This window comes from Aquabacterium sp., assembly GCF_049317225.1.
GTDB lineage: Bacteria > Pseudomonadota > Gammaproteobacteria > Burkholderiales > Burkholderiaceae_C > Aquabacterium.
This window is the reverse complement of the sequence record NZ_JBMOIR010000001.1, coordinates 370984-387162: the sequence shown is the minus strand read 5'-3', so window position 1 is coordinate 387162 and position 16179 is coordinate 370984. Positions and strand designations below refer to the sequence as shown.

Annotated in this window: 15 protein-coding genes; 8 read left to right on the top strand and 7 right to left on the bottom strand. The window is 63.2% G+C overall.

The features are described from left to right. Positions 1 to 3: 3 nt before the first annotated feature. The 3 genes from mreD to ACOYNB_RS01570 form a co-directional block, all read right to left on the bottom strand. Entirely contained in the window at positions 4 to 519 is a 516-nt protein-coding gene (gene mreD, locus ACOYNB_RS01580; protein WP_422837359.1) for a rod shape-determining protein MreD, read from the bottom strand. Beyond that, complete coding sequence (gene mreC, locus ACOYNB_RS01575) at positions 516 to 1487, bottom strand: rod shape-determining protein MreC (protein ID WP_422837358.1); 972 nt, start codon at positions 1485 to 1487, stop codon at positions 516 to 518. Before mreC ends, mreD begins: the two co-directional genes overlap by 4 nt. A 77-nt stretch (positions 1488 to 1564) precedes the next feature. Beyond that, complete coding sequence (locus tag ACOYNB_RS01570; RefSeq protein ID WP_374257139.1) at positions 1565 to 2608, bottom strand: rod shape-determining protein; 1044 nt, start codon at positions 2606 to 2608, stop codon at positions 1565 to 1567. A gap of 296 nt (positions 2609 to 2904) precedes the next feature. On the opposite strand from ACOYNB_RS01570, the gene gatC reads away from it, so the two are divergent. The 3 genes from gatC to gatB are packed head-to-tail and all read left to right on the top strand — an operon-like array spanning position 2905 to position 6193. Continuing rightward, the gene (gene gatC / locus ACOYNB_RS01565) at positions 2905 to 3204 is read left to right on the top strand and encodes an Asp-tRNA(Asn)/Glu-tRNA(Gln) amidotransferase subunit GatC (RefSeq protein WP_374257138.1); all 300 of its coding nucleotides are present in this window, start codon (positions 2905 to 2907) and stop codon (positions 3202 to 3204) included. Beyond that, positions 3201 to 4691, top strand: coding sequence for an Asp-tRNA(Asn)/Glu-tRNA(Gln) amidotransferase subunit GatA (gene gatA / locus ACOYNB_RS01560; RefSeq protein WP_422837356.1), 1491 nt, complete (start codon positions 3201 to 3203; stop codon positions 4689 to 4691). The genes gatC and gatA overlap by 4 nt, the downstream gene beginning before the upstream one ends. A 23-nt stretch (positions 4692 to 4714) precedes the next feature. Continuing rightward, positions 4715 to 6193 carry an Asp-tRNA(Asn)/Glu-tRNA(Gln) amidotransferase subunit GatB gene (gatB, locus tag ACOYNB_RS01555; RefSeq protein ID WP_422837355.1) on the top strand — a complete coding sequence of 493 codons (1479 nt, stop codon included), beginning with the start codon at positions 4715 to 4717 and terminating at the stop codon, positions 6191 to 6193. A gap of 71 nt (positions 6194 to 6264) precedes the next feature. On the opposite strand, the gene ACOYNB_RS01550 is transcribed toward gatB, so the two are convergent. After that, on the bottom strand, positions 6265 to 6948 hold the full coding sequence (locus ACOYNB_RS01550; RefSeq protein WP_422837354.1) for a DUF4124 domain-containing protein: 684 nt from the start codon (positions 6946 to 6948) through the stop codon (positions 6265 to 6267). A 56-nt stretch (positions 6949 to 7004) separates the two neighbouring features. After that, on the bottom strand, positions 7005 to 7682 hold the full coding sequence (gene pyrE / locus ACOYNB_RS01545) for an orotate phosphoribosyltransferase (RefSeq protein WP_422837353.1): 678 nt from the start codon (positions 7680 to 7682) through the stop codon (positions 7005 to 7007). Positions 7683 to 7697: 15 nt separating this feature from the next. Between pyrE and ACOYNB_RS01540 the strand changes: the two genes are divergently transcribed. From ACOYNB_RS01540 to ACOYNB_RS01530, 3 genes are all read left to right on the top strand, one after another. Further along, complete coding sequence (locus ACOYNB_RS01540) at positions 7698 to 8510, top strand: exodeoxyribonuclease III (protein WP_422837352.1); 813 nt, start codon at positions 7698 to 7700, stop codon at positions 8508 to 8510. Positions 8511 to 8533: 23 nt separating this feature from the next. Continuing rightward, positions 8534 to 10720, top strand: a complete 2187-nt coding sequence (locus ACOYNB_RS01535) for a hypothetical protein (protein ID WP_422837351.1) — start codon at positions 8534 to 8536, stop codon at positions 10718 to 10720. Positions 10721 to 10850: 130 nt separating this feature from the next. Next, on the top strand, positions 10851 to 12245 hold the full coding sequence (locus ACOYNB_RS01530; protein ID WP_422837350.1) for a sensor histidine kinase: 1395 nt from the start codon (positions 10851 to 10853) through the stop codon (positions 12243 to 12245). Here ACOYNB_RS01530 and ACOYNB_RS01525 read toward each other — a convergent pair. Beyond that, a complete protein-coding gene (locus ACOYNB_RS01525; protein WP_422837349.1) occupies positions 12237 to 12782 on the bottom strand; it encodes a Crp/Fnr family transcriptional regulator in 546 nt (181 codons plus the stop codon). The two genes, ACOYNB_RS01530 and ACOYNB_RS01525, sit on opposite strands and share 9 nt — an antisense overlap. Positions 12783 to 13037: 255 nt before the next feature. Here ACOYNB_RS01525 and ACOYNB_RS01520 point away from each other — a divergent pair, with 255 nt between their 5' ends. Further along, entirely contained in the window at positions 13038 to 13676 is a 639-nt protein-coding gene (locus ACOYNB_RS01520; RefSeq protein ID WP_422837348.1) for an NAD(P)H-dependent oxidoreductase, read from the top strand. A 68-nt stretch (positions 13677 to 13744) separates the two neighbouring features. After that, positions 13745 to 14035, top strand: a complete 291-nt coding sequence (locus ACOYNB_RS01515) for a hypothetical protein (RefSeq protein WP_422837347.1) — start codon at positions 13745 to 13747, stop codon at positions 14033 to 14035. 4 nt (positions 14036 to 14039) lie between these two features. Here ACOYNB_RS01515 and ACOYNB_RS01510 read toward each other — a convergent pair whose 3' ends face one another. Continuing rightward, the gene (locus tag ACOYNB_RS01510) at positions 14040 to 16088 is read right to left on the bottom strand and encodes a PAS domain S-box protein (protein ID WP_422837346.1); all 2049 of its coding nucleotides are present in this window, start codon (positions 16086 to 16088) and stop codon (positions 14040 to 14042) included. Between the last annotated feature and the right edge of the window lie 91 nt (positions 16089 to 16179).

Below are 16179 nucleotides of genomic sequence, written 5' to 3'. Positions count from 1 at the left end.
CCCTCAGAGCGGGCGGTTCTTGTCACGATCGGGCGGGCGGCGCTGGGGCGCCAACAGCACGAACGCAGCCACAGGCCACAAGAGCCCTTCGAACAACGGCGCCAGGGTCAAGGCCCAGCCGGGGAAGCTGGCCCCGGCCATCAAGCGCACCACCAAGGACACCGCATGAGCGGCGACAAACAAGGGCAGAATCTGCGCGGCCTGACCGCTGACCGAGAACCACAGCAAGCGACGATGCACCGTGATGGCGAAGAAGCTCAACAAGGTGTAGGCCAAGGCGTGCTGCCCCAGCAAGGCGCCTTGATGCACATCCATGATCACGCCGAACAAGAACGCAGCCCCCACGCCGACGCGACGCGGCTGGTGCACATTCCAGAACACCAACGCCACGGCCAGGAAGTCGGGCATGCCTGCCCAGCGCCCCCAGGGCAGCATGTTGAGCAAGGTCGCCAGCAACAAAGAAAACCAGACGAAGACCGGGTTCACCGGCAGCAGCAGTTCGCTGCCACGACGCATCATGGCTGCTCTCCTGATCGCGACACGCTCACGGAACTGGCCGCACGCAAACCGCCTTTGCTCTGCCCACCGACAGGCAGCGAGGCCGACGAGGCGGCACCAAGTGGACGCTCGGGCATCTGCGTCGAGGCTGGCGCCAGCAGGAGCACGTGGTGGGTGCTGTCCGGACTGGACAAGGGCTTCAGGCTGATGCGCGCAAAAGCCGAATCGGCACGTCGCTCGACATGCAGGACTTTGGCCACCGGCAGGCCACTTGGGTAGATGCCGTCGAGGCCCGACGTCTGCAACTCGTCGCCGGCTTGCACATCGGCATTACCCGCCATGAAGCGCAACTCCATGCCGCGTGACTGAGGCTGGCCGTAGGCCACCCCTCGCTGCTGCGTGCGCACATTGATGACCGGCACGGCCGCATCCTTGTCCGTGACCAGCGTGACTTCAGAGGTCAGCGGGAACACTTGCGTGACTTGCCCCAGCACACCGGTTTCGTCGATCACCGGTGAGCCCAGCGCCACGCCATGGCTGCTACCGCGATCGATGACCACTTTGCGCGTGAACGGGTCGGGGGCGTCAAAGAGGATTTCCGCCGCCTCGGTCTGCACCTCGATGCGCGGGCGCAAACCCAGCAAGGCGCGCAGGCGCGCATTCTCTCGCTCCAGCTGACTCATGCGCACCACGCGCTCGGCCTGCTGCGTCAGTTGCAGTTGCGCCCGCGCTTGCAAGGCGCGAGCCTCGTCCATGCCAGAGAAGTAGTGCACCACGTTGTCCCAGGCTCGCACGGGCGCCAGCAGCGCAAACTGAATGGGCTGCAACCCCGTGGCGATGGCTGCACGCAACGGCTGCGTCATCTTCCAGCGGCTGTCCGCCACCATCAGAAGCACTGCCAGGGCCGCATAAAACATCAGACGGGTGAACGCCGATGGCCCTTGCTTGAAGAAGGGCGGCGGCGATCGTTCGAGTGTGGCCAGCGGCATGAGGGCGGCTTTCAGGCTCCACAAACAACAACGAGGGCCTCAGCATGCACCGGGGCCCTCGTCTCGGAAGGGGTGACTTACTCGGAAGTGAAGATGCTGCCCAGGCGCTCCATGCGCTCCAGGGCCATGCCGCAGCCACGGACCACGCAGGTCAGCGGGTCTTCGGCCACGTGCACGGGCAGACCGGTTTCTTCGGCCAGCAGGCGATCCAGATCACGCAGCAACGCGCCACCACCGGTCAGCATCATGCCGCGCTCGGCGATGTCGGCGCCCAGTTCGGGAGGGGTTTGCTCCAGCGCGTTCTTCACGGCCGACACGATCTGGTTGAGCGGGTCGGTCAGGGCTTCGAGGATCTCGTTGGACGAAATGGTGAAGCTGCGTGGCACGCCTTCAGACAGGTTACGGCCCTTGACTTCCATTTCCTTGACTTCGGAGCCGGGAAAAGCCGAACCGATTTCCTTCTTGATGGCCTCGGCAGTAGGCTCACCGATCAGCATGCCGTAGTTGCGGCGGATGTAGCTGATGATGGCTTCGTCGAACTTGTCACCACCGACGCGGACCGAGCCCTTGTAGACCATGCCGCCCAGCGAGATGACGCCCACTTCGGTGGTGCCGCCACCGATGTCCACCACCATGGAGCCGGAGGCCTCGGAGACAGGCAGGCCGGCACCGATGGCGGCGGCCATGGGTTCTTCGATCAGGTACACCTCGGAGGCGCCGGCGCCCAGCGCCGACTCACGGATGGCGCGGCGCTCGACCTGGGTCGAACCACAGGGGACGCAGATGATGATGCGAGGCGACGGCTTGAGGACCGAGCGGGGGTGCACCATCTTGATGAACTGCTTGAGCATTTGCTCGGTGACGGTGAAGTCGGCGATCACGCCGTCCTTCATCGGGCGGATGGCCTCGATGTTGCCAGGCACTTTGCCCAGCATGGCCTTGGCTTCGTGACCCACGGCCTGAATGGTCTTCTTGCCGTTGGGGCCGCCTTCGTGGCGAATCGACACCACCGAGGGCTCGTCCAGGACGATGCCCTTGTCACGCACATAGATCAGCGTGTTGGCCGTACCCAGGTCAATGGCCAGGTCGGTCGAGAAATACTTGCGAAACATGCCGTACATGCACAGAACTCCGGGTGAGGTCTTGTCCTATCCTGCGGACTGGGGCGGAAACACTCACGCCCTCGCTGCGCAAACACGCGACAAGACCTGCTGAAAAAGTGGAGACACCCGACCCGGAGGCGGCCTGCGTGAGGTCCGCGACGCTCCTGGCCGAACGTCCGAAAATCTTGGGGTTTATCCAATCGCACCCAGCTGACCACACAAGGAGGCAAAAGGGTTTGTGGATAACCTAGGATAATACCCCATGGCCTGCCATTTACTTGGCAGTGCAACCGTCTGTTACCCCTGGAATTGCCATGGCCCTGACCTCTCAAGACGTCAGTCGCATTGCCCAACTCGCGCGCCTCGAATTGCGCGACGATGAGCAGGCTGCGATGCTGACCCAACTCAACGAGTTTTTCGACATCGTCGAGAAAATGCGTGCCGTCGATACCTCCGGCGTCGAACCGCTCTACACCCCGCTGTCGGCCATCGAGGACGTGACGCTGCGCCTGCGCGCCGATGCCGTCACCGAAGCCAACAACCGTGAGGCCAACATGGCCAACGCCCCCGCTCAAGACGGTGGCCTGTTCCTGGTGCCGAAGGTGATCGAATGAGCGCATTGCACGACCTGACCCTGGCCCAGCAGAGCCAGGCCCTGGCCTCCGGCCAGACCACCTCTGTCGCCCTGACCCAGCATGTGCTGGACCGCATCGCGGCCCACACCAAGCTGGGCGCCTTCCTGCACGTGGACGCCGAAGGCGCACTGGCTGCGGCCGCGGCTTCGGATGCCCGCCGTACGGCCGGCCAGTCCTTGGGCGCCCTGGATGGCGTGCCCATCGCGCACAAGGACATTTTTGTGACGCAGGGCCAACCCACCACCGCCGCATCCAAGATGCTCAAGGGCTACCAAAGCCCGTTTGACGCCACCGTCGTGGCCAAACTGAAGGCCGCTGGTGTGGTTTCGGTGGGCAAACTCAACTGCGACGAATTCGCCATGGGCGGCGCCAACGAGAACTCCGCCTACGGCGTGGCCCGCAACCCCTGGGACACCACCCGCATTCCAGGGGGATCGTCCGGCGCATCGGCTGTGGCTGTCGCCGCCCGCCTGGTTGCTGCGACCACCGGCACCGACACCGGTGGCTCGATCCGCCAACCCGCGGCGCTGACCGGCATCACTGGCATCAAGCCCACTTATGGCCGCTGTTCACGCTTCGGCATGATCGCGTTTGCCTCGTCGCTGGACCAGGCTGGCCCCATGGCTCGCACCGCCGAAGACTGCGCCTTGCTGCTGCAAGCCATGAGCGGCTTTGACGAGCGCGATGCCACCAGCGCCCAGCAGCCCGTGCCCGATTTCGTGGCCGCACTGAGCGCGCAGCGCGCAGGCGCGACCGCCGACAAGCCGCTGACCGGCTTGCGCGTGGGCGTGCCCAAGGAGTTTTTTGGTGAAGGCGTGAGCGCCGATGTGCTGGCCGCCAACCGCGCCGCACTGGCTCAACTCGAGAGCCTGGGCGCCACCCTGGTGGACATCAGTCTGCCGCGCACCGAGTTGTCGATCCCGGTGTACTACATCATTGCCCCCGCTGAGGCCTCGTCCAACCTGAGCCGCTACGACGGCGTCAAGTTTGGCCACCGCGCTGCCAAGTACGGCGATCTGAACGACATGTACCGCAAGACCCGCGCCGAAGGCTTCGGCGCCGAGGTCAAGCGCCGGATCATGATCGGCACCTATGTGCTGTCGCACGGCTATTACGATGCCTACTACCTGCAGGCGCAAAAGCTGCGCCGCATGATTGCGGACGACTTCCAGGCCGCGTTCCAGGTCTGCGACGTGATTGCCGGTCCGGTCTCGCCCACGGTGGCGCGCCCGATTGGTTCGTCCACCGACCCGGTGCAGGAATACCTGGCCGACATCTTCACCCTGCCGGCGTCGCTGGCCGGTCTGCCCGGCATGAGCGTGCCCTGCGGCCTGGGTGAACACGGCCTGCCCGTGGGCCTGCAGTTGATCGGCAACTACTGGCAAGAGGCGCAACTGCTGCACACCGCGCACGCCTTCCAGCAGGCCACCGACTGGCACCAGCGCGCCCCGGCTGCCCTGGCTTGATCCACCGAGACGAGACACACACCATGAGTTCCCCCCTGATCCGTGGCTACGAGGTCGTCATCGGCCTGGAAACCCACGTGCAACTGTCCACCGCATCGAAGATCTTCTCGGGCGCGTCCACCCAGTTCGGCGCCGAGCCGAACACCCAATCGTGCCCCGTGGACCTGGCCCTGCCCGGCACCCTGCCCGTCATGAACGAAGGTGCGGTCGACCGTGCCATCGAGTTCGGTCTGGCCGTGGGCGCCCACGTGGCCCCGCGCTCGATCTTTGCGCGCAAGAACTACTTCTACCCCGACCTGCCCAAGGGCTACCAGATCAGCCAGTACGAGATCCCCGTCGTGCAAGGCGGCTCGGTGAGCTTCTTCGTGGACGACAAGCCGTTCACGGTGCGCCTGGTGCGCGCCCATTTGGAAGAAGATGCGGGCAAATCGCTGCACGATGACTTCGCGGGCTTCAACGGCGAGAAGTCGTCAGGCATTGACCTGAACCGCGCCGGCACCCCGCTGCTGGAGATCGTGACCGAGCCGGACATCCGCTCCAGCAAGGAAGCGGCCGAGTACGCACGCGCGCTGCACACCCTGGTGGTGTGGCTGGGCATCTGCGACGGCAACATGCAGGAAGGCTCCTTCCGCTGCGACGTGAACGTGTCGGTGCGCCGCCCCGGTGCGCCGCTGGGCACGCGCCGCGAGATCAAGAACCTCAACAGCTTCAAGCACATCGTGCAGGCGGCTGACTACGAGATCAACTGGCAGATCGACGAGATCGAAGACGGCCGGGCCATCGAGCAGGCCACCATCTTGTTCAACCCGGACACGGGCGAGACGCGCGCGATGCGTACCAAGGAAGACGCGCACGACTACCGCTACTTCCCCGACCCCGACCTGCCCCCGCTGGTGATCGCGCCCGAGTGGATCGAGCGCGTGAAGGGCCGCATGCCTGAGTTGCCACGTGTGATGGCCGAGCGCTTCGTGAAGGACTACGGCCTGCCCGCGTACGACGCGACGATGATGACGCAGTCGAAGGCGTTTGCCGCCTTCTTCGAAACCGCGGCGCAGGCGTGTCAGCAGCCCAAGTTGGTGTCGAACTGGCTGATGGGCGAGGTGTCTCGCCGCCTGAATGCGGCCGAGCAGACCATCGAGCAATCGCCCATCAGCGCCGCGCTGCTGGCCGCGATGATTTCACGCATTGCCGATGGCACCATTTCGAACAACGGCGCCAAGCAGGTGTTTGAAGCCTTGTGGAGCGGCGAAGGCCACGGTGACGATCTGGCGCGCGTGGACGCGGTCATCGAAGCCAAGGGCCTCAAGCAGATGAGTGACACGGGCGAGTTGGAGAAGATCCTCGACGACATCCTGGCAGCCAATGCGAAGTCGGTCGACGAGTTCCGAGCAGGCAAGGAAAAGGCGTTCAACGCCCTCGTGGGTCAGGCCATGAAGGCCACCAAGGGCAAAGCCAATCCCGCCTCCGTCAACGAGCTGTTGAAGAAGAAGCTGGCGGGCTGATCGGCTCACGCTCCAGCAAAAAGGCCGGTGTCACCACCGGCCTTTTTTCATGCTGAAGGGGAGTCCAGAACTCAGCGGGTCGGCAGGGCCTCATCGGCGGGCACACTGCCCGGCGCCGCACCGGCCCACAGTTTCTTCAGGCGCGCCAACTCCGCGTCATACAGCGCATTAAGGCGAACCATCTCGGCGCGTTGCTGCTGGATGATGTCGCGCTGGGCCTGCTGCTGTGCGTCATTGGCTTCGAGTTGCGTGCGCAGCTTGCCGGGCAAACGCTTGCCTTTGTAGAACTCCGCTTCGGCGTCCAGGGGCTCACGATCGGTCTGCAGTTCGCGCAAGTGCAACTCACTGTTGCGGATGGCTTTGCGCAAATCATCCATGGCCGACTCGCGCGCCTTGCCGTGCGCCGCCTCGTTGGGGAAGCGCATCATCAGGTTGCGGTCGCGTCGGACGGCGTCCTTGCGCGCGGCCTCTTGCTGATCACGTTGTCGCTGGCGCTCTTCCTCTGCCGCGCGCTCTTCCGCATTCATGCGCGGAGGCAAGACGCGGCGCTGCGACCCGTCCTTGTTGAGGACACGCTGCTCACGGTCCAGACACTCGGCAATCGGACGGTCAGACGTGAGGCGTTTTCCGGAGGCGTCCACACAGCTGTAAATCCCCTGCTCTGCCGCAACCGCGGCAGACATGGCGCATCCTGCCGCAGCAGCCGGCACCAGCAAACGCCAAAGAACAAGACGACGCATCAGGGACAAAGGCATGAACTCTCCGAGGCCTTCACACAGCAGGTGTCATGACCACCATCATATAGAACGCCTCAGACTCCGTAACGTTGACGGTATGCCAAAACGGCGGGGTGGAAGGCCGTCAAGGCAGGATCCGACTGCGTCTCAAGGTATTGCAGCAGGTCACGCAGGGTGGCGATGGCCACAACCGGCAGTTTGTAGTGCTGCTCGACCTGCTGGACGGCGCTCTCAGCGGAGTCCTGCCCGTTCGCCGTGGCTTTTTCCTGGCGATCCAGCGCGATGGTGACGCCAGCGGGGGTGGCGCCCGCCTTGACGATCAAGTCAATGGACTCACGCACCGAGGTGCCTGCGGAAATCACATCGTCAATGATGAGCACACGACCCTGCACGGGTGCGCCCACCAGGGTACCGCCTTCGCCGTGGTCCTTGGCTTCCTTGCGGTTGTAGGCGAAGGGCTTGTTGTGCCCCAGTCGGGCCAGTTCGATCGACACGGCGGCAGCCAGGGTGATGCCCTTGTAGGCGGGGCCGAACAGCATGTCGAACGCCAGACCGGAGGCGATCAGGCGGCGTGCATAGAATTCAGCCAGACGGCCCAGCTTCGCGCCGTCATCGAACAAGCCGGCATTGAAGAAATAGGGCGACAGACGCCCGGCCTTGGTCTTGAATTCTCCAAACCGCAGCACCTTGGATTGCACGGCAAAGGCCACAAAGTCCTGAGCCAGGGAGTCGTTGGAAGAGGTGTTGCTCATGATGATGGGTATCTTGTGTTTCGTCTCGTGTCTCTCAACGTCAATGGCATCCGCTCGGCGGCGACCAAGGGGCTGGTGCCCTGGGCTGAAAGTGTTTCAGCCGATTGTATGGGCGTGCAGGAACTCAAGGTGCATGTGGATGACATGCCCGAGCCCTTGAAAGCCTTTGCCGGGATGAATGGCCACTTTCATCACGCCGAGAAGAAGGGCTACTCGGGCGTGGGGCTGTACACCCGCCATGAGCCCTCGGACGTGATCGTGGGCCTGGGCAGCGCCGACCCAAGCGGCGAGTTCGACCCGGAGGGACGCTATGTGGAGTTGCGCTTTGACAAGCCCGGCCGCAAGCTGTCACTCATCAGTTGCTATTTTCCCAGCGGGTCCAGCAGCGAAGACCGCCAGGAAGCCAAGTTTCGCTTCCTGGACATGATCGAGCCGCATCTGGCCGCCTTGCGCGGAGAGCGCGAATACATCCTGATCGGCGACGTGAACATCGCCCATCAGGAAGCTGATCTGAAAAACTGGAAAGGCAACTTGAAGAACAGCGGCTTCCTGCCCGAGGAGCGTGCATGGATGACCAAGCTGCTGGACCCCGCTGGCACCACCCGGCTGGTGGATGTGTATCGCACCCTGCATCCTGACGCCACGGACACCTGCTACACATGGTGGAGCAACCGAGGCCAGGCCCGCGCCAAGAACGTCGGGTGGCGCATTGACTATCACTTGGCCACCCCCGGCCTGGCCAGTGCCGCACGGCAAGCGAATGTCTACAAAGATCAGTGGTTTAGCGATCACGCGCCCCTGACTGTGGACTACGATTTCACCTTGTAACAAAACTAGGAAGCGAGCAGCGCATGACCTCCACCACCCACCGTTGGCGTTTTTTCCGTGCGGGCGGTTTTGACCAGGTGCGTTTGGACACGGGCGCAGACCTCGCCAATCTGGCGCAGTTGGACCAAAAGCTGTGGGTGGCGCTGTCGTGCCCCACACAGGGGCTGGAGCTGGATCAGCAGACCCTGGCACTCATCGACAGTGATCGAGACGGCCATGTGCGCGCGCCCGAGCTGATCGAAGCCATCACTTGGGCAGTGTCGCATCTGAAATCATCGGACACCTTGGTGCAGGCAGGCCCGTTGCCGTTGTCTGCCCTCGATGACGGACACGATGCCGGGCGGCGCCTGCTGATGACAGCCCGCCGCATTCTGGCCAGTCTTGGCAAGCCCGATGCGACCGACATCACGGTCGAGGACTGTGGGGACAACGCCCGCATTTTTGCGGGCATGGCGTTCAATGGCGACGGCGTGATCACCGCCGCCGGTCAGTCGCCGGCCGTGCAGGCGGCCATCGGCGCCATCATCGATGGCTTGGGCGGCACGCCAGACCGAAGTGGTGACATGGGTGTCAACCGCGCCCTGGTGGAACGCTTTTACGCAGAAGGTCAAGCGCTGCAGGCATGGCGACGCACCCCTGCCAGTCAACCTGACTGCCTGCCATTGGGCGCAGACACCGAGCTCGCCTTCAGTGCCCTGACTGCGGTACGCGACAAGATCGACGACTTCTTCATGCGTTGCCAACTGGCGGCGTTCGATCCCCGCGCAGCCCAACTGCTCAACGGCAGCGAAGACGCGCTCAAAGCACTGGGGGCGCAGTTGCTGTCGGCCGGAGGGGAGGCCGACATGGCCGCCCTGCCACTGGCTTACGTGGCGCGCGATGCTGCCCTGCCACTTCAGGCCAATCTGAACCCGGCCTGGTCGGGGGCGATGGCACAGTTCGTGTCGCTGGTGAGCACGCCGCTGCTGGGCGCTGTGAGCAGCTTGACCGAATCGGACTGGCAGGCCCTGAAGCAGCGCTTTGCCGCATACGCCACGTGGTTGTCTGCCAAGCCAAGTACCCCACTGGACAGCCTGGATGACGCGATGCTGGACACGCATCTGGCTGCCGGCACCCAACAAGCCTTGCTGGACCTGCTGGCCCAAGACGAAGCAGCTGCAGACGAGGCAGCATCGATTGGCGACGTGGAGCGTCTGGTGCGCTACACCCGCGACCTGTCCCGACTCGCCAACAACTTTGTGTCGTTCACCGACTTCTACACACGACGCGACAAAGCCTGCTTCCAGGCCGGTACGCTGTACCTGGACGGCCGCAGTTGCGAGTTGTGCGTGAAGGTTCTGGACCCGGGGCGCCATGCCGCGTTGGCCACCCTGTCTGGCGTGTACCTGGCTTATTGTGAATGCACCCGCCAGGGCGAGAAGATGACGATTGCAGCCGCCTTCACGTCGGGCGATTCGGAGCAATTGATGGTGGGGCGCAATGGCGTGTTCTACGACCGACTGGGACGCGACTGGGATGCCACGATCACCCGCATCGTCGAACACCCCATCAGCATCCGTCAGGCCTTCTGGACACCCTATCGCAAGGCAGCCAGCCTGGTGGCGGAACAGGCCCAGAAATTCGCGGCCGCACGCGCCAAGGCATCGGATGACTTGACCACGCAGGCCATCACCAAGGCAGGCGACAAAGTCACCACCGCGCACGCCGCAGCGCCAACCCCTGCCCCACAACAGCCTGCGCCCTTTGATGTCGCGAAATTCGCGGGGATCTTTGCGGCCATCGGGTTGGCTGTGGGCGCCATCGGAACGGCCCTGGCGTCGGTGGTCACCGGGTTCATTGGATTGAAGGCTTGGCAGATGCCGCTGGCTCTGATGGGCTTGATGGTGCTGATTTCAGGACCTGCCATGCTCATGGCTTACTTCAAGCTGCGCAAGCGTAATCTGGGCCCGATCCTGGATGCCAATGGCTGGGCGGTCAATACCCGCGCGCGCATCAACATTCCATTTGGCACCGCGTTGACCCACATGGCCCAGTTGCCCGCTGGCGCCGAGCGTGCCCTGACCGACCCCTATGGCGACAAGAAGTCGCCGTGGAAGGCCTACGTGGTCGTCGCCTTGCTGATCACTGCACTGGTGGCCAGCGTGGTGTTCAAGGACGAACTGCACACCTTCTGGTCACAAAGCCAGTCGAGCCAGGCCAAAGCCCTCTGAGCCCCTCAAGCCGGGGTGCTCCCGCACCCCGTACACAGGGTATCTCCCGCCACACGCCCACTGACACCAGAAATTTCATCGGCGTAAGATGGTCCGGGCACGCCTCACCAAGAGGGGCGCGGGAGAAGCCATGTCACCTCATGAGCTGTATGCCCTGGTGGGGTCCCTGTCATTGGGCACCCTCACCTTGCTGTATGCCTTGCAATGGCGCGACAACCAACAGCCTTGGGCGGCCTGGTTCGCGATTGCCTTTCTCTTTCACACGCTGCGCTATGCGCTGCACCCCCTGACCCAACCGTCACATGGCTTGACCAGCACATGGGCCATGGTGTTTCTGACACCCTCGCTCATTGCCATGACAGAGGGGATGAGCCACTACATCGGTCTGAACCCTCGCGCGGCGCATGCTGCGCGCTGGATCGCCATCACAGGTGCCGTGGCCGCGCTGCTATGGGGGGCGGTGCCCGGGCTGAGCGTGATGCAGGCCGGTGTCGTCTTTGCCGTGTTCGTAACGGGCTGGGCCATCATGGCGGCATGGGCCACGAGTCATGAACCCTATTCGGGGCACGGATGGGTGTTCATCACGATGATTCTGTTCCCGACCTTCGTGAGCGCTTCCTTGATGGGCTGGCTGGATGCCACACTGCTGCGCTACCTGGCGGCCATTCCCACAGCGATTGTGGGCATCACCCTGCTGAGCACAGGCTTGATGCGTGCCCAGCGTCAGGTGCGCGCCGAACTGGCACAACGCACCTCGGCGGAGCGTGCGCTGCGAGACCTCAATGAGTCGCTCGAATTGCGGGTCGCAGCCCGTACGGCTGAATTGCGGCAGATGGTCGAGGGGCTCGAAAGCTTCAACCGGAGCGTGTCGCACGATTTGCGGGGCCCGCTAGGTGGCATCGCAGGCATCGCGCAGATTGCAAGGGATGCATTGGGGCATCAGGATGTTGACAAAGCCGAGCGCTTGCTGGCGGCCATCCAGGCGCAGGCAGAGTCTTCAGCCAGGCTGGTGTCGGCATTGCTGGCCCTGGCCCGCGTCGACAACACCCCACTGGCCCAGCAGCCCCTGGCCCTGAACGAGTTCGTGCCCTTGATGGTGGATCGGCTGAGGGATGCCGACCCAACCGCGCCACCACCGCCAGTGGTCATCCGACGCCCACTCCCCGTTGTGCTGGCCGACCCCGATTTGCTCAGCCAGGTGTTCATCAACCTGCTCAGCAACGCGATCAAATTCAGCCGAACACGTGAACGCCCGCAAGTCGAGGTCGGTAGCCTGCGGCAGGACGGAGAAATCGTCATCTACATCCAGGACAACGGTGTCGGGTTCAGCACAGAACAGGCTGAACAACTCTTTCAGCCCTTCCAGCGTCAGCACGGCAGCGACTTTGAAGGTCATGGCGTGGGGCTGAGCATTGTGCGCCGCATCGTGGAGCGGCACGGCGGGCGCATCTGGGCGCACAGTCAGGCGGGTGAAGGTGCACGCTTCCTGTTCACGCTGCCATTGGCAGCCCCGGCATCACTTTGAGGTCCGTCGAGCAAACGGCAACACACGAGCACCGACTGGGCGCGCAGTTTGGGTGATCTTGCGAATGTGCTGAGGCCAGGGTTCATCACTGGCCAGGCCGTGAATGATCACGCGCAACTTGCTGGCCAGCAACTGACCAAAAGCGGTCGCCATGGTCGGCTCCTGCGTGAGCAGCTCATCGATGTCGGCGGCACTCAGATGCAGAAGGGCCGTCGGCAAGTCTGCGATGGCATCCAATGCACGGGGCTGGCGGTCAAACAGCGACAACTCGCCCAGCCACTGGGAGGGCCGGACCCAGCCGATGACTTTGTCGTGGTCCTGCGCATCGGGCATGCTCAGGCGCACCCGCCCTTGCAACACGCAATACAAGCCACAGAATTCGTCGCCCCGAACAAAGAGCGCCTCACCGGCTGCGGCATACCGTACCTGCGAGCACGCCAGCAGAACTTCGGACTGCGCCTGCGTCAGCTGCGAAAACCAGCGACCGGCTCGCACCACGCTCAATGGGTCAGGGTCGTGAAACAGTGTGTGGCTCATGGGCGCCCTCCGGGGTTCAACCAGCGGCATGCATCAAACAGTCGCAAGTGATGTTTTGCCACGGCTTGGCGGCAAATGCCTACGGGGACTACCCTCTGACGGCCTGAAACCTCCCTCGTCCAAGGGACGGATTAGCACAGTCAGTCGACCTGTGCAAAGCCCCTACGGTCACGGACCCGGAAAAGAGTTGCGAACATGGCGCCCATGTGCCCTGAAGGGCGCGTTGTCATCCCATCACCTGAAAGACCCGTCGACATGTCTGATCTGCTGAACAAACTGCAATGGCGCTATGCCACCAAGAAGATGGACCCGGCCAAGGCTGTACCCGAAGAAAAGGTTGAGCGCATTCTGGAAGCAGTGCGTCTGACCGCCACATCTAGCGGCTTGCAGCCCTACCAGGTTCTGGTGGTCACCAACCCAGCCTTGCGCGAGCAGATCAAGCCCCATGCCTGGAACCAAGGGCAGATCACCGACGGCTCTCACCTGCTGGTCTTTGCGGCTTGGGACAACTACACCACCGAGCGCATCAACAGCATGTTTGACCTGGTCAACGAAGAACGCGGCTTCAAGAACGAAGGCTGGGAAGCCTATCGCCAGATGCTGCTCAACACCTACCCCAAGCGCGACGCAGAAACCAATTACCAGCATGCCGCGCGTCAGGCCTACATTGGCCTGGGCTCTGCCTTGATCGCCGCAGCTTACGAGGAAGTGGACTGCACGCCCATGGAAGGCTTCGACCCCGCCAAGGTGGACGACATCCTGGGCCTGCGTGAGCGGGGCCTGCGCTCGGTGGTGCTCCTGCCGTTGGGCTACCGCGCCGCAGAGGGCGACTGGCTCGTCAACCTGAAGAAGGTGCGCCGCGCCCGCGATCAATTCGTCATCGACCTGAAGTAAATCAGATCGCGCGTGCCTCTCGGGTGCTAGGCTCTTTGCGAGCCTGTCGGCCGCCATGGGAACCTGAGATGTCACGCGCGTTCAAGCTGGATTTATTCGATCACATCCTGCCGGTGATGAGCCTGGTCGTCACGGCCGGCTTGGCCTGGATTTTTGCCACGCAAACCGGATGGGTGTACTGGCTGACGCTGCTGGGATACCCCGTGCTGTGCTGCGCGGTACCGCTGGTCATGTTCTTGCGAACCCGTCACAGCAATTACGGTGGCGCAGCAGCGGGCGCCATGGTGTCGTCCATCGTCTTCAGCATGTTGATCGGCTTTGAAGTCGTGGCGTGGGTTCTGGCCTACCTGTTCGGTTGAGCGCTCACCCCAGTGCCGCGCTCTTGTCTGGCGCGACCAAGGGCAACTCCAGGGTGATGCAACTGCCTTGCCCCTTTTGACTCTGAGCCTGGACGGTGCCACCCAGCAGATCCGTCACCAGGGTGTACACAATGTGCAAACCCAGCCCGGAGCCGCCCCGCCCCATTTTGGTGGTGAAGAACGGATCAAAAATGCGCGCCAGATTGGCCTCGTCGATGCCGCAGCCGTTGTCCTGCACTTGAATGCGGACACGCTGCGCATCCAGCATCCGACACACGATGCGCACAACCTTGGGGTGTGTCACGTGCTCAAAGGCATGCGCCACTGCGTTGTTCACGAGATTCATGAGCACCTGCGTCAGCGGACCGGGATAGCTGTCCATCCGCACATGAACAGCCACATCTTCGTCCAGTTCCACCTGGCTGCGCCGCAACGTGGGGCTCAGCGTCAGGCGCATCTCGTGGATCACCTCTGCCAGTTCAAACGGACGACGCTGGTAACTGGACTGGTCAACGGCCACCTGCTTGAAGCTGGCGATCAACTCGGCGGCGCGGCGCAGATTGCGCTCGATGACCTCCGTGGACTCTTGCCAGTTCGCGAGGAACTGTTCCAGCACCGAACGGCGCAACCCCTGTTGCACCTGCTCGGCAAATCGCTTGTTGTGATCGGCCAAAGTGCTGGCCACCATGACCGCGTTGCCAATGGGCGTGTTCAACTCGTGCGCCACCCCGGCCACCAACGCCCCCAGACTGGCCAGCTTTTCTGATCGGACCAGGTCATCACGGGTTCGCTTCAAATCGTCAATGGCCGCGCGCAGGGCTTCCGTGCGCTCATCCACCCGCTTTTCGAGCGTGGCGTTCAGCTCTTCCAACGCTTGCTGGGCCAGCCGAATGTCGGTGACATCGTAGAAGCTGGTCATCAACTCACGGCCAATCATGGCGCCGCCAATGAGCACATGGCGATACTGCCCACTCTTGCAGCAAATGCGGAACTCCGTGGACCGAATTTCCCCGCCGGGTTGATCCACTGCGTCCAAGCCCAACTGCCAGGCCGACTGCGCTTGCAAACGGTAAGCCTCATCGGGGTACGCCTTGGACCACCAGTCATCAATCGTCGGAATCTCGTCAGCGTGATATCCGAAGAGGTCGCACCAGCGTCGATTGACGGCATGCACGGCCCCTGTCGGTTCGAGCAACGCCAACGCCACGGGCGCACGCTCGAAGAGCTGTCGAAAACGTTGCTCACTCGCCTGAAGTGCCTTTGCCGCACGCTCTGAATCGGTCACATCGCGCAACACAGCCACCGTTCGCAAGCGGGGCGACTCGCCGGGCCAATGCATGGCGCGCGCCGGGTTGAGCGTCACCTCGGCAGTGAACACATTGCCATCCGGTCGCTTGTGCTGCCACCGAAACTGCTGGCGCTCGCCCGACAAGGCCTTGGTCAGCAAGGCCACGGCCGCCTCATCGGAGCTGGCCCCGTCACGCTGATGCCCTGGGGACAGATCCTGGGGCCGAGAGCCGATCAGCCGTTCTCTGGGCAAACCATAGAGCCGCTCTGCCGCAGGATTGCACTCGATGATGTGGAAGTCTTCCACGAGCAGCATGGCATCGTTCGCACTCTCCACCATCTCGCGGAACTCTCGCAGGCTGGATTCGGCTCGGGCACGCTCCTCGTCCAGTTCTCGTTGTGCCGTGACGTCCTGGTAGGCCGTCAACAGGCTGTATTGCCCCTGAACATGGACTGCCTGCACCGTGACGATGACACGCAGCCATCGACCATCGGCCACTCGCATGTCTGCCTCGACCACTTGTTTGGTGCCTTCTGCATGGGCCCGCGCCAGGACAGACTCACGCAGTCGCGCATCCCGCCAGAGGTTGAACGCATTGCCCTGCTTGCCCTGAATGTGCGCCAACGCATAGCCAAACGTGTCACACCAGGCCCGGTTCCAGTACGAGGCGATCGGGGTGCCGTCTGCGGACATAGGCGTCCATGACAGCGGCACGGGTGCCAGGTCAAACAAGGCATCCGAGACAAAAGCAGGCGTCGGCGACATCAAGCATCCTCTTTCAGGGCGCGCCAAGCTGTGGGCCCATACGCCAAGCGTACGCGCATTGGCCCATCCCGCAACCGCGAGAAAACACCAT

What these genes read in the sequence shown, in the direction of transcription:
- mreD (WP_422837359.1), bottom strand. Translation starts at nt 519, where the DNA reads ATGATGCGTCGTGGCAGCGAACTGCTGCTGCCGGTGAACCCGGTCTTC.
- mreC (WP_422837358.1), bottom strand. Translation starts at nt 1,487, where the DNA reads ATGCCGCTGGCCACACTCGAACGATCGCCGCCGCCCTTCTTCAAGCAA.
- ACOYNB_RS01570 (WP_374257139.1), bottom strand. Translation starts at nt 2,608, where the DNA reads ATGTACGGCATGTTTCGCAAGTATTTCTCGACCGACCTGGCCATTGAC.
- gatC (WP_374257138.1), top strand. Translation starts at nt 2,905, where the DNA reads ATGGCCCTGACCTCTCAAGACGTCAGTCGCATTGCCCAACTCGCGCGC.
- gatA (WP_422837356.1), top strand. Translation starts at nt 3,201, where the DNA reads ATGAGCGCATTGCACGACCTGACCCTGGCCCAGCAGAGCCAGGCCCTG.
- gatB (WP_422837355.1), top strand. Translation starts at nt 4,715, where the DNA reads ATGAGTTCCCCCCTGATCCGTGGCTACGAGGTCGTCATCGGCCTGGAA.
- ACOYNB_RS01550 (WP_422837354.1), bottom strand. Translation starts at nt 6,948, where the DNA reads ATGCCTTTGTCCCTGATGCGTCGTCTTGTTCTTTGGCGTTTGCTGGTG.
- pyrE (WP_422837353.1), bottom strand. Translation starts at nt 7,682, where the DNA reads ATGAGCAACACCTCTTCCAACGACTCCCTGGCTCAGGACTTTGTGGCC.
- ACOYNB_RS01535 (WP_422837351.1), top strand. Translation starts at nt 8,534, where the DNA reads ATGACCTCCACCACCCACCGTTGGCGTTTTTTCCGTGCGGGCGGTTTT.
- ACOYNB_RS01530 (WP_422837350.1), top strand. Translation starts at nt 10,851, where the DNA reads ATGTCACCTCATGAGCTGTATGCCCTGGTGGGGTCCCTGTCATTGGGC.
- ACOYNB_RS01525 (WP_422837349.1), bottom strand. Translation starts at nt 12,782, where the DNA reads ATGAGCCACACACTGTTTCACGACCCTGACCCATTGAGCGTGGTGCGA.
- ACOYNB_RS01520 (WP_422837348.1), top strand. Translation starts at nt 13,038, where the DNA reads ATGTCTGATCTGCTGAACAAACTGCAATGGCGCTATGCCACCAAGAAG.
- ACOYNB_RS01515 (WP_422837347.1), top strand. Translation starts at nt 13,745, where the DNA reads ATGTCACGCGCGTTCAAGCTGGATTTATTCGATCACATCCTGCCGGTG.
- ACOYNB_RS01510 (WP_422837346.1), bottom strand. Translation starts at nt 16,088, where the DNA reads ATGTCGCCGACGCCTGCTTTTGTCTCGGATGCCTTGTTTGACCTGGCA.